The sequence below is a fragment of the Micromonospora nigra genome, assembly GCF_900091585.1.
In the GTDB taxonomy this organism is placed as follows: Bacteria; Actinomycetota; Actinomycetes; order Mycobacteriales; family Micromonosporaceae; genus Micromonospora; species Micromonospora nigra.
On record NZ_FMHT01000003.1, the window covers coordinates 2,785,251 to 2,798,048 of the forward strand.

The window sequence follows — 12,798 nt, forward strand, 5'->3', positions numbered from 1 at the left end:
GGAGCGCAGCGTCAGGTGCCGGAGACGTTCAGACGAGTTTCAGGGGGAGGGTCCTGGTCCGGGTGAAGCCGGGGCGCAGGATCCATGGGATCTCCTCGCGTGGCACGGCGAGGGAAAGGTCCGGGAATCGAGTGAACAATCCCTGTAGCGCGACCTCTGCCTCCTGGTACGCGAGGTGCTGACCGAGGCAGCGGTGGATACCCTTGCCGAAGCCGAGGTGGCTCTCGCTGCCGACGGCGAGCCGGTCGATGACCAGCTTGTTGGGGTCGGGGAACTTGCGTGGGTCGGTGTTCGCGGCCAGCAGCAGCGGTGCCACCGGTGCGCCTCTGGGGATCGTCACGCCGCCCAGTTCGATGTCCTCCGAGGGGAACCTCGGCTGCGCGAACTGGATCGGGCCCAGGCGCTGCAGTTCGCGCACCGCCTGCGGCCACATCGACGGGTTCTCCTTGAGCCGGGCGAGTTGGTCCGGGTTTTCGAGCAGGATGATGACCGAATTGCCGATCAGGTACGTCGTGGTCTGGTGGCCGGCGGTGACCAGACTGAACAGGATGCCGATGATCTCGTCGTCGGAGACCCGGCTCGGATCCTCGGCCTGCGCCTGGACGAGCGCGGTGACGAGGTCGTCCTGGGGCTCGGCGCGCCTCTTCTCGATCAGTTCCCGGGCGAGGTCGATGCACTTGAGGAGGGTGGTCGGAATCCGCTCGCCGTCCATCGTGGCCATCGAGTCGCCCCACGCACGCCAGTGCGGCCGGTCAGGCTCGTCGATGCCGACCAGGTCGCAGATCACGGCGACCGGCAGCGGGTAGCAGTACTCCTCGACGAGGTCGACCGGCGCGCCGTCTTTGCCGTCCTCGGCCAGCTTGTCGAGCAGATCCGCGGTGATCTTCTCGACCCGGGGGCGCAGCTTGTTGATGCGGTGCGCGGTCAGCGCGTACGAGACCAGCTTGCGCAGCCGGGTGTGGTCCTCGCCGTCGGAGACGTTGAGGAGGTTGGCCATCCACGGGATCAGGTCCGGCGGGAAGTCCAGTCGCTTGAACACACCGTCGCGGATGTCGGCGATGGTCGAGTCGGCCGGCGGGTTGGTCAGGAACCGCGGGTCGGTGAGGACCTGGCGTACGTCCTCGTAACGGGTGACGAGCCACATCTCGGGCCCGCCCATCATGGTGCCGATGTTCAGGGTCCCGGTGTTCGGCCCAGTTTCCTCGCGCAACCGCGCGTACCAGCCGAACGGGTCGGCGACCACTTCTGGTGAGAACAGGTCGACCGTTTCGGCCGGTGTCTCGGCAGTGGTGGTCATGAACCCCTCCCTTCGTGTCGAAAGAGCCTGTGATCGATTGACTGGGGACGGGCGCAATTCGGCACCGTTTCGGCAACGATAGGTAGGGGGCCGTGGATTGAGCATCCCCCAACCTGATAGGTGTGGGTAGCGCCCAGCGCCTGTCAGCGGCCAGCCGCATGCCACTATCAGATCGAGGGATGCGTGGCCGGCGGTGCTTGTCCTATTCTCCCCGCGTGCAGGTTGCTGTTGATCGGCAAGGTCGTCCTGAACCGCGCTCGCCGGCACCGTCGCCGGTCGCGCGGTCCAGACCTCCACCAGGCGGCCGATTGATCATCAGAAATCGGCCGATCAGCCGGCCGGCGCGGCTGCGGCGATATGAGCCGTACCGAAGGCGTGCATGGGAACACGACCGGCGGCTGGCCGCCACAATCGATTCCTGGTGATCGGCGGAAATTGAGTCGTTGATCTGCCGAACAACAGAAGGAGGCTCTGCGGTGACGACTGAGACGACGAAAGTTCCGCCCGCTGACGAGTCGCTGAAGGCGCCAATTCCCCGAGAGCTCATGCAGCGTGACAACCCGTTCGTGCTGCCGCCCGCACTGGCCGAACTGGCCGAGCGGAGCCCTGTTGGTAGGTCGACACTGCCTGGAGGCGAACCGTTCTGGCTCGTGTGCGGGTATGACGAGGCCCGGGCGGTGCTCGCGGACCCCCGTTTCTCAGCCGACCGGTTTCGCTACCACCCCCGTTTCAAGAACCTGCCCGAGCAGCTCGGTGAGCAGCTACGGAACGACAAGGCGCGGGCCGGGTCGTTCATCAACATGGACCCGCCGGAGCACACTCGCTACCGCAAGTTGCTCACCGGTCAGTTCACTGTGCGGAGGATGCGTGGTCTCACCACGCGAATCGAACAGATCGTCACCGAGCGGCTGGACGCGATGTTGGCGGCGGGAAACAGCGCCGACCTTGTTCCCGCATTCACGGTGGCGGTGCCCTCGCTGGTGATCTGCGAGTTGCTCGGGGTGCGCTACGAGGACCGGAAGGAGTTCCAGCAGCGTGCGTCGGACCTGCTGCGTACGGACCAGCCGGTCAAGCAGGCGGTGGAGAACTCCGAAGCCCAGCGCGAGTTCATGCAGCGGCTGGTGGCGGACAAGCGGAGGAATCCCACGGACGACATGATCTCTGGCCTGGTCCACCACGCGGGCGCCGATCCCGCGTTGACCGACGACGAGCTGGTCGGTATCGCCAACCTGCTGCTCCTCGCTGGTCTCGACACCACCGCGAGCATGCTTGGGCTGGGCATGTTCGTGCTGCTACAGCGACCCGAGCAGCTTGCCGTGCTGCGTGACGAACCGGCTCGGACCGGTGCTGCCGTCGAGGAGTTGCTGCGCTACCTGACCGTGGTCAGCACCGGGCTCTTCCGTTTCGCCACACAGGACCTGGAACTTGGCGGAGAACACATCCCGGCCGGAGCGACCGTGGTGATCTCCCTGTTGGCCGCGAACCGGGACAGGCGGCACTGGACGGAGCCGGAGTCGCTGGACGTGACCCGCGAACGGAACTCGCACCTGGCGTTCGGCCACGGTGTGCACCAGTGCCTCGGCCAGCAGTTGGCGCGGATCGAGATGACCGTCGCCTACACCGAGCTGCTGCGCCGCCTTCCCAACGTCCGACTCGCCGTACCACCCGACGACGTGCCGCTGCGCAACGACATGATCACCTATGGCGTGCACGCGTTGCCGATCGCCTGGGACGCGTCATGAGGGTGCGCGCCGACCGGAGTGTCTGCATCGGCTCGGGCCTGTGCGTGCTGCGCCTACCCGAGATGTTCGATCAGAGCGACGACGACGGCATCGTGCTGGTTCTGAGGTCAAACCCCGACCCTGACCAGGAGGAAGCCGTACTCACGGCGATCGCCGCCTGCCCCTCCGGGGCGCTGCGGGTCGACCGCTGAGGTCCGTGGTCTTCCTCGACCGGCATGTCCGGACGTGCGTGGGGCAGGGGGCATCCGGTCCAGCGGGACCCACTCCGACTACGTGTGGGCCGCTGCCCGCGCCCGCATCACTGCTGACCGGCGGCTCGCGTCCCGAGCGGACGCACCGGAGCCGTCGGTCAGCTCTGTGCGGGTGGCGCGAAGCGCCATGCAGGCTTCGTAGCTCGGCAGCAGGCCCAGCTCCGCAGCCTCGCGGAGGGTCGGCGCGGCAGCGTCGCGATCGGACATGAGAGGCGCGGTCGGCAACCGGAGCGGCAATCCGATCTCGGGATCGAGCGGATGCACGGTGACGACCTCCTGCGGCCGGTAGAGCTCGGACAGTTGGTACTGGACGCAGGTGTCGTCCACCAGCGCGACAAAGGCGTGCCCGAGCCCTTCCTCCACGTAGACCGAGGAGGCGCCGTGGCCGTTCAGGACGATCATGTCCCATTTTCCGAAGGTCGGTGAGCCCGTCCTGATGTCGATGACGAAGTCGAGCATCAACCCTCGTACGCAGGTGACAAGTTTGGCCAGGCCAGGCGGGACGCTCGCCCCGTGAATGCCGCGCAGGACGTTGGAGTGCGAGGTCGAGTAGTTGGTCTGGAGGATCTTCGGCGCGTACCCGAGCACCTCGGTCAACAGGTCTTCGCGGTAGACCTCGAAGAAGGCACCACGTTCATCGGTGAACGACCGTGACGAGAGGAGAAATGCCCCGCTGATGTCCAGTGGGCGTACGGTCATGCTGCCGATGGTCAGGGCGGCACTACTCGTACCAGGAACGTTGCTCATTCGCAGTCCAATGGGGCCGCCGCGGCCTGGCCGGCTCGCGGATCGAGTGGTCTACTGCAGCGTGAGGCGGCTCAACCTGTCCCGCAGGCTGTCGAGGCGTGCCGGCAGTTCCGGATCCCCCTCGGGCCACGTCAGGTCTATGCCGATCCGTCCGTCGAAGGTGTTCACCACGTAGCCGCCCATGGCCGTGGTTTCTCTGATGCTGGGCGCGGAGTGGAAGTTCGTCAGACGCAGATCGTGCGGCGTACGCATCGGCGGCACCGCGCCCCAGTTCATCATGCTCACCACGGCGGGAGCGGTGCTCGGATCCCACGGTTTCGCGCCGGGCCGGGCCTGGCTGAGCAGGTCCAGAAGGCTACGCTGGATCGACCCGTCGGCCAGTCCCTCTCGCAGCCGTTCACCGATCGCTCGGCCGAGTGCGACCGCATCGGGTTTGAGGTCGCCGGCGGCCGTGAACCCGGCACCTCCCAGCACGTTCGTACCCTCGGTCGGACCGACCGGAGGAGTGAGGTGACTGCGCAGGTTGACCGTGAATCGGTAGACGAGTTCGGTCAACGGCAGGTCGCGAATCTCGGCCTCGACGAGGAGCAGGACGCCCGCCAGCAGACCGTTGATCGTCACGTTCTCGCGGTGACCGAGTTCCACGAGGGCACTCGTCTGTGCTGCCGTCAGGCGATGTTGGATGACGTGCTGGTCGGGGGTGTTCCGAGCGGTCACCACCGGCTGGTTTGGCTGCGCCAACGGCTGTGGGGCGGGTTCGGCGCCGGGCGCGGCACTGCGGATTCCACGCTCGGCGAGCAGGTCTTCCAGTGACCTCGGGTACGGGTGGCGGGGCAGGTCGACGGGCGCGCCCTGGACGGCATCGGTGTAGCAGGACCACAACGCGACGAGCACCTCGATGGAATGGTGAGCGTCGGCGATGCTGTGATGGGTCAGCAGGCACACGGTGGCGTCGTCGCCATCGCGCACGACGTTGAGCGCGCTCAACGCGCGGTGCTGATCCAGCTCAACGCCGGTCAACGGACGGGCGAGGTCCCCGTCGCAGGTGTGGATCTTCGCGGGTGCGTCGGCCTCCGCGAAGACGGGCCCATGATCACTTGCGACCAACCGGGCCGCGAGCTGGGGATAGGCGCGCGACACGGCCGCGTAGGCAGTCGCCAGGGCGGCCAGGTCCAGTCGACCGGTGGTGTGGACCGTATAGCCGATGTAGGCCTCTTTGGCGGCATGGACCCTCTCGGAGGGTGCGAGCGCACGCCAAATCCCATCTCGTGTCACGAACTGGCCTCCAGTCAGCGCATGGTGCCCGGCGATGCCGTGAAGCTGCCAGGTGAACTGCGATTCGAGCGTGATCAGGTTCACTCACGCCGCTCGCCGGGGCCATCATCAACGTGGGTAGTCGTTTCCTACTGCTCAGGACGTTCACTGTCGTACCAGCAGTCCGTCGGCAGCCGCCGCCGGACCCGCGGACGAGCGCAAGGATTGACGGCGGCCAACCGATCACCGACGGACGGACAGCTCAGTCGTGTCGTCCGGCGTACTCGTGGACGACCCACTCGACGCGGCGGGCCACCTCACTCGGCAGTGGCAGGGTGGCGATCTCCTCCGCGAGAGCACCCGCGGCCGCAGCGTACCTGGGATCAGAGATGATCTCCTGGCAGCTCTTCGCGATGGCTTCGCTCGTGGCTTGCTCCGGGGTGAGCGAGATTGCAGCGCCCGCCTCCACGAGGCGGCGGGCCATCGCGTTCGCGCGGTGCAGGCTGGGGTCGGGAATCAGCACCTGGGGCACCCCGTAACTGAGGGCCGTCATCATGGTGCTGCCGCCCGTCTGGTGGACGAGGACATCGCAGGTGGGCGCGAGGATGTCCAGGGGGACCCAGGCCGCCCGGACGTCCGTCAACCGATCCTTCAGGACGACGAGCGCGTCGTCCGTGACCGGCACCACCACCTCCGCATCCACCGCCTTGACGTTCTCGACGATGGCCTGGAGGAAGTCGTACTGGTTGTAGCTCGCCACGCCCGTCCCGATGGTCACGCCGATCCGGGCACCCGCGCCGCGCTTGTACATCCACGATTCCAGCCGGCACTGGGTGTTGCCCGGAATCCACCGCATCATCTGCGCGGACGACGCCCCGGACGGACGCAGGCTCGGCGGCGTGATCTCGATCATCATGTCCGGCTCGGGGAGGCTGTCCAGGCCCAGCTCCGCCAGCTCCGCCTGGAGTTCCTCCGTCGCGCCGAGATCCAGCAGCTTCGGGTCGTGGATGTCCCACGCGTGGCGTACGTAGGGCACACCGAGGCGCTTCGCCAGCAGCGGGGCGGCGTAGGAGGACATGCCGCCGATGATGACGTCCGGGTGCCAGTCCTGGGTGAACGCCTGCAGAGCGTCGAGGGTCACCGCCTCCAGTCGCGCATACCAACGGCCCGACTGCTGCTCGCGCGCGATGGGGTCCTCCGGGATCTGCATCAACCGGCTGTCACGCGCGATGATCTCCCGCGCGGAGACATTGGGGTCGGTGATCCGCACGACGGGAAGCCCGACCCCCGCGACGACGGGGATCAGCTCATCGAGCGAGACGGTCATCATGACCTGATGTCCCGCGTTGCGCAGAGCCGTTCCGAGCGGAACGTGACTGAACACCGTCGACGGGGCAATCCCGGCGAGAATAAGAACCCGCAAGTCGTCCTCCAGCGGTCGTGAAGTTCTCGGGCGGAGCCGAGCCCTGGAAAGGGCGCACCTCCAGGCGCGTACCGATTCAGCTTGCCGAAACCACCGGCCGGGGCCATCGCTCAGCTGGGTAGTTCTGGTGGGCTGCCCGACGTCGCCTACCACGTTGGGGGATGCCCATTCGCCGTGGCACTTCTAGTCTCCTTTCCAGAGATCAGCCAGGTACGACGGTTATGCCGTGAAACGGGATCAGGGCGACGACCGACGCCAATCCGAATCCAGGGCACGACACAGCGACAGCCCGCACTCGACCGTAGGGGATACGCAATGGTCGATTCAGCCCGATCGCAGCTGCTGGAACTGGTCCGCGGCTACCACGCCGCCCAGGATCCGGAGCCGGCGCCGTTCGTCCCGGGCAAGACGCCGATCCTGTCGTCCGGGGCGGTACTGGACGCTGACGACCGGGAGGCCCTGGTGGCCGCCGCGCTTGACCTGCGGATCGCCTCCGGCGGGATCACAGCGAAGTTCGAGTCGTCCCTCGCCAGGACGCTCAAGCGGCGTAAGGCGGTGCTGACCAACTCCGGGTCTTCGGCGAACCTGCTGGCGCTCAGCACGCTGACCTCGACCGAACTGGGCGACGACCGGCTCAGGCCGGGCGACGAGATCATCACCGTCGCCGCCGGATTTCCGACCACGGTGAATCCGATCCTGCAGAACGGCCTCGTTCCCGTGTTCGTCGACATCGAACTCGGCACGTACAACACGACGGCGGAGCGTGTCGAGGAGGCAATCTCCCCACGTACCCGCGGGATCATGATCGCCCACACGTTGGGCAACCCGTTCCCGGTCGCGGAGATCGCCGAGCTGGCCGCGCGGCATGGCTGCCACCTCATCGAGGACAACTGCGACGCCGTGGGCTCGACCTACAACGGCAGGCTCACCGGCACCTTCGGCCGGTTCTCCACGGTGTCGTTCTACCCGGCGCACCACCTGACCATGGGAGAGGGCGGCATGCTGCTGTCCTCGGACATCAAGCTGGCCAAGCTGGCCAAGTCGTTCCGTGACTGGGGCCGCGACTGCTGGTGCGAGCCCGGCGAGGACGACCGCTGCCTGAAGCGGTTCGAACTGCAACTCGGCACACTCCCGGAGACCTACGACCACAAGTACGTCTTCTCCGAGGTCGGGTACAACCTCAAGAGCACCGACATCCAGGCCGCACTCGGGCTCAGCCAGTTGGCCAAGCTGCCCGACTTCATCGAGGCACGCAAGCGCAACTGGCGTCAGCTGCGGGAGGGCCTGGACGGCCTGCCCGGCCTTCTGCTGCCCGAGCCGACCCCGGGCAGCGACCCGAGCTGGTTCGGCTTCATCATCACGGTGCTGCCGGACGCGGGCTTCGACGTCCCGGATGTCGTCGGCTATCTGGAGAGCCACAACATCCGCACCCGGCGGCTGTTCGCGGGCAACCTGACCCGTCACCCGGCCTACATCGGCCGGCCGCAACGCGTCGTCGGCTCGCTGGCCAACAGCGATGTGGTGACCGAGCGGACCTTCTGGATCGGCGTCTATCCGGGGATCACCCCGGAGATGATCGATTACGTCATCGGCACGCTCAAGGAGTTCGTCGCCTCGCACTGACCGAGCGGTTGCCCTCGGCGTGCCCGCCGTAAGCTGGCCGTTCCGGCCGGCCGGTCGGTCGCCCGCACAACGGTGCCGACAAGAAGGTGCTCGCCGACCCGGAGCTGCCCGACGAACCTCGCGGGCTGCGGAAGCTGCCCGGGTCAGGCTACGACGCCGGGTAGGCGAGACACCGGAGGCGCCGGCCCGCCGGAACGGGCCAGCGCCGTCATCCGACCGGTGAACTCACGCGCTCGCGGAGCTGAACAAGCGACGTGCTCAGCGCTTGACCGAGAAAGTCGAGGTCGGCATCGGTGGCATTCAGCGGCGGGGCCACCAGCAGGCCCTCTCCACTGCCGTCTCTGCCGTACCCGACGAACGGGTACAGCAACAGGCCGTTGCTCCTGGTGATCTTCAGAGCGTCGCCGACGGTGCCCGGGGCCAGTTCGATGCCGTAGAAGTAGCCGAGGCCACGCACATCCGTCACCACCGGAACGTCCCGCGTCGCCTCGGCCAGGATCTGACCCACCACCGCGCCGCGTACCTGGTCACGGTCAAGAGCACCGATCTCGTCCAGGACCGACAGCACCGCGAGCCCCACCCGTGCCTGCAACGGAGTCGCCGACATCGTGCCCATCAGCGGCAGCCACCTGCCACTCGACAGGATCGCGTCGGCCAGGTCCGGCGAGATCATCGTCGCAGCCAGGGGAATGAACCCCGCTCCGAGCCCCTTCGACAGCGTCACGATGTGCGCTTCCGCATCCGGCGTGTGGTGCGACCCCAGCGGAAGGCCGGTGCGGCCCAGACCGGTGAGGACCTCGTCGTGAATGACCAGGACGCCGTACTCGTCGCAGATCTCGCGGACCGCCCGCAGATATCCGGCCGGCGGAACGTACCCGCCTCCGGTGGTGCCGTTGACCGGTTCCATCAGTACCGCCGCGACGCTCTGAGGACCAGCCGCGACGATGGCCTCGCGCACGGCCTGCGCGCATTCGACCCGGCAGGCGGGGAACGGGCATCCGACATGCTGGCCGGGGTACGGCGGATCGAAGGCGGGACTGATGCCGAAGCTGTCGTCCTCGTGCGGCCGTCGTGAGCGGTGACCGGACAGGGCGAGCACGAACGCGCTGTTGCCGTGGTAGCCCAGCGACGCCGTCAGCACCTTGTGGCGGCTCGTCTCACCCCGTGAGCGCTGCGCCAGTCGGGCCAGCGCGATGGCGGCCTCGTTGGCGTGCGTGCCGGTGGGGGTGAACATCACGCGGTCGTGCGGCCTGTGCACGGCCCTCGCCGTAGCGGCGGCCAACTGCTCCATGTGGCTGGCCACCAGCGATCCCGCACTGGCGTACGTGCAGATGCCCGCCTGGTCCCTCAGTGCCTCGACCACCTGGGGATGGGCGTGGCCGATGTTCACGTTGATGATCCCACTGGACCCGTCGAGATAGCGCTGCCCGTCCGAGGAGAAGATCCACGATCCGTAGGCGTGGGTGTAGGCGATCGGCGGGATCTGCAGCCGCGCGGCCAGGAGCTGCGACGCCCCCGCAGCGTTCTTCGTACTCATGACAACTCCTTCGTCTGGATGGTGTCCGCCAGCCCGGGGGTGTGATCGACACAGCGCCTCGCTCTGGCGCCGATGTCCTCGATGAGGGCCGCCTGCTGCAGCGTCCCGCCACTGTCGGGGAACCGCCCCGAGCGAACCGCCGTCGCGAAGGCGCTGACCGAGTTCGCCACCTGGTCGTCGGGGGTCAGCCGGATCTCCTGAACGCCCGAGCTCCGCTCCAGCCGTATCACCGGTACGTGGTCGGCGGGTGGGGTGAAAGCATGCTCGACGACGATTCGTCCCGCGCTGCCCCACAGCTCGTAACTGGACCGGTAGGAATGGTCGAGGCCGAAGGTCAGCTGCGCTCCCACACCACCGGAGCTGTGCAGCAGAGCATGCCCGGCGGAGTCGACGTGCTGGCCGTGGCGGTGGGTCAGCACCGCCGAAAGCACCGTCAGGTCGCTGCCCAGGAAGGACATCGCTGCGCGTACCGGATAGACCCCGGCGTCCATGAGTGCGCCGCCGCCGAGTTCGGCGCTGTAGCGGACATCATCGGCCGGGCGCCTCGGCACGCCGAATGAGGCGTGGAAGGCGCGCAGGTCACCGATCGCGCCGTCCTCCAGTTGGCCCCTGACCACAGCGTGCTGGCGGTGGTGCGGGAACATGACGTTCTCCATGAGCACCAGACGGCGGGCCCGTGCCTTGGCGATCAGTCCACCCGTCCGGGACGCGCTGGTCGTCATGGGCTTCTCGGCGAGCACATGCTTGCCGGCGCTCAGGGCGTGGTCGATCCAGGCGGCGTGCAGTGCGTTCGGTAGCGGAACGTAGACGGCTTCGACCTCGTCAAGATCCAGGAGCGCCTCGTAACCCTTGACCGCGCGACAGCCGTGAGCTCGGGCAGCCTCCGCGGCCTTGTCGGGATCCCGGCTGGCTATCGCGGCGATCTCGATTCCCGGAAGGGCCGCCATGGCGGGGAGGACCTTCCGCCGGGCGACGCTCGCGCAGCCCATGATCCCGATGTGCACGGGCGTCACCAGGTCTCCTTCCCTGACACAGAGGCAGGCCAGCAGCCGTCCACGCCGGAACGTGAACCTGGCGACCGGAGCCGGCCGGTAACAGGTCCGCAGCTGGTGAGCTCGTGCCGAGCCCGCCACCGGCACGGCCTCCTGGACAGTAGGACAGGCGTGGAGCGATCGGCATCCCCTGGTCTGATATGGCGCCGGACGTCGGCGATGCCATCAACACGAGGGATGCCTCGGCGCACTGCCCCGCCCTAACGTACGGACCAGACCATCAGCCCAACGAGCCAGCCGTGTCCAGTCGGCCGACCAGTCGGGAAGGTTGACTCGCTCGCCTCGTACCTCAGGAGAAGCCGCAGCACCCGGGACCTGACCGGACGGGTGACAGCTCACCGTCAGCTACCGGTCGCGGGTCGGCGCACCCCGGCGAGTAGGCACGACATCAGGGGGTTCACGTGATCGAAAGCTCGACCGCCCAGGCTGCGGCCATCGACACGACGTGGTACGAGCCCCTCACCGCCTCGGCCGAGAACGGTGCGATGTCCATGTCGGACTTCCACTCCTGGTTCAACGCGCGAACCCGTGCGAACAGTTTCCAGGTCGAACAGATTCCGTTCGCGGAACTGCGCGGGTGGGACTTCGACCCGGAGACGGGCAACCTCGTCCACGAGACCGGGCGATTCTTCTCCATCGAGGGCCTGCGGGTCCGGACCAACCGGCCATGGATGAGCGAGTGGGGCCAGCCGATCATCGTGCAGCCGGAGATCGGGGTGCTCGGAATCCTCGTCAAGCGGTTCGACGGCGTGCCCCACTGCCTGATGCAGGCCAAGATGGAGCCGGGCAACATCAACGGTCTCCAGATCTCTCCAACCGTGCAGGCCACCCGCAGCAACTACATGAGGGTGCACGGTGGCGCGGACACCAAGTACCTGGACTACTTCCGGCCGGGCTCCCGCGGCCGGGTGCTGTTCGACGGTCTGCAGTCCGAGCAGGGGTCGTGGTTCCTGCACAAACGCAACCGCAACCTCGTCGTCGAGACCGACGACGACGTACCACTCGACGAGGACTTCTGCTGGCTCACGCTCGACCAGATCCGCCGCCTGCTGTTGCTGGACCACATGATGAACATGGATTCGAGGACGGTGCTGTCCTGCATCCCGCCGTCGCTGTCAGAGCCGAGCAAGCAGGACGCCGGCGACGATTCGTTCACCCACGCGGTCCTGCGTTCGTCGGCCGGTCGAAGCAGGGCCGTGCACGACACCGGGGAGATCCTCAGCTGGCTCACCGAGGTGCGCGCCCAGCAGGAACTGGTGCAGCGCCGGGTGTCGCTCAAGCACCTCACCGAGGACGGCTGGCGGGTCGGCCCCGACTCCATCAACCACCGGGACGGAAAGTACTTCGACATCATCGCGGTGGCCGTACAGGCGAGCAACCGTGAGGTCACCGCGTGGACGCAGCCACTGTTGGCCCCCAGGCAACCCGGTCTGCTCGCCCTGCTGGTCAAGCGGATCGGCGGCACGTTGCACGCCCTTGTCCAGGCTCGTAGCGACGCGGGCATGCTCAACATCGCCGAGTTGACCGCCACCGTGCACTGCCAGCCGGGCAACTACGCCGACGTGCCGATGGAGCACCGCCCCACCTACCTCGACCATGCGTTGGCTGCACCCGCGCACCGCGTACGCCTGGACGTCCTGCACTCCGAGGAGGGCGGCCGGTTCCACCACGCGCAGAACCGATACCTGGTGATCGAGGTCGAGGACGACTTCACCGAGTCCGACGACGACCGGTACCGGTGGGCCACACTGCACCAACTCACGTCGCTGCTGCCACACAGCAACTACCTGACGGTGGAGCTGCGCAGTCTCATGGCCAGCATGCGAAGCCTGACCCAACGTCTGTGACGGAGAAGCGGGAGGCCGGGCCGCG

The 12,798-nt window shown here is 67.4% G+C and carries 10 protein-coding genes; 4 read left to right on the forward strand and 6 right to left on the reverse strand.

Features of this window, described 5'->3' with window-relative positions; all coding sequences use genetic code 11:
• Positions 1-28: 28 nt before the first annotated feature.
• Positions 29-1,297 (reverse strand): cytochrome P450 family protein, encoded by a 1,269-nt coding sequence (locus GA0070616_RS11670; RefSeq protein ID WP_091080794.1) that lies wholly within the window; start codon positions 1,295-1,297, stop codon positions 29-31.
• A 545-nt stretch (positions 1,298-1,842) separates the two neighbouring features.
• On the opposite strand from GA0070616_RS11670, the gene GA0070616_RS11675 reads away from it, so the two are divergent.
• Positions 1,843-3,039: a cytochrome P450 gene (locus GA0070616_RS11675; protein ID WP_091080797.1), complete on the forward strand. Its 1,197-nt coding sequence runs from the start codon at positions 1,843-1,845 to the stop codon at positions 3,037-3,039.
• Entirely contained in the window at positions 3,036-3,230 is a 195-nt protein-coding gene (locus GA0070616_RS11680) for a ferredoxin (RefSeq protein ID WP_175440051.1), read from the forward strand. Before GA0070616_RS11675 ends, GA0070616_RS11680 begins: the two co-directional genes overlap by 4 nt.
• A gap of 78 nt (positions 3,231-3,308) precedes the next feature.
• Here the strand turns inward: GA0070616_RS11680 and GA0070616_RS11685 are convergent, their stop codons facing one another.
• From GA0070616_RS11685 to GA0070616_RS11695, 3 genes are all read right to left on the reverse strand, one after another.
• Entirely contained in the window at positions 3,309-3,989 is a 681-nt protein-coding gene (locus tag GA0070616_RS11685) for a dTDP-4-dehydrorhamnose 3,5-epimerase family protein (protein WP_091080801.1), read from the reverse strand.
• A 99-nt stretch (positions 3,990-4,088) separates the two neighbouring features.
• The gene (locus GA0070616_RS11690) at positions 4,089-5,312 is read right to left on the reverse strand and encodes a phthiocerol/phthiodiolone dimycocerosyl transferase family protein (RefSeq protein ID WP_091090522.1); all 1,224 of its coding nucleotides are present in this window, start codon (positions 5,310-5,312) and stop codon (positions 4,089-4,091) included.
• 241 nt (positions 5,313-5,553) lie between these two features.
• Complete coding sequence (locus tag GA0070616_RS11695) at positions 5,554-6,675, reverse strand: glycosyltransferase (protein WP_342672268.1); 1,122 nt, start codon at positions 6,673-6,675, stop codon at positions 5,554-5,556.
• A gap of 354 nt (positions 6,676-7,029) precedes the next feature.
• Between GA0070616_RS11695 and rfbH the strand changes: the two genes are divergently transcribed.
• Complete coding sequence (gene rfbH / locus GA0070616_RS11700; RefSeq protein WP_091080807.1) at positions 7,030-8,337, forward strand: lipopolysaccharide biosynthesis protein RfbH; 1,308 nt, start codon at positions 7,030-7,032, stop codon at positions 8,335-8,337.
• A gap of 208 nt (positions 8,338-8,545) precedes the next feature.
• Here rfbH and GA0070616_RS11705 read toward each other — a convergent pair whose 3' ends face one another.
• The gene (locus GA0070616_RS11705; RefSeq protein ID WP_091080812.1) at positions 8,546-9,874 is read right to left on the reverse strand and encodes an aminotransferase family protein; all 1,329 of its coding nucleotides are present in this window, start codon (positions 9,872-9,874) and stop codon (positions 8,546-8,548) included.
• Positions 9,871-10,887: a Gfo/Idh/MocA family protein gene (locus GA0070616_RS11710; protein ID WP_091080817.1), complete on the reverse strand. Its 1,017-nt coding sequence runs from the start codon at positions 10,885-10,887 to the stop codon at positions 9,871-9,873. The genes GA0070616_RS11705 and GA0070616_RS11710 overlap by 4 nt, the downstream gene beginning before the upstream one ends.
• Positions 10,888-11,360: 473 nt before the next feature.
• On the opposite strand from GA0070616_RS11710, the gene GA0070616_RS11715 reads away from it, so the two are divergent.
• The gene (locus GA0070616_RS11715; RefSeq protein ID WP_425412992.1) at positions 11,361-12,773 is read left to right on the forward strand and encodes an NDP-hexose 2,3-dehydratase family protein; all 1,413 of its coding nucleotides are present in this window, start codon (positions 11,361-11,363) and stop codon (positions 12,771-12,773) included.
• Positions 12,774-12,798 lie beyond the last annotated feature (25 nt).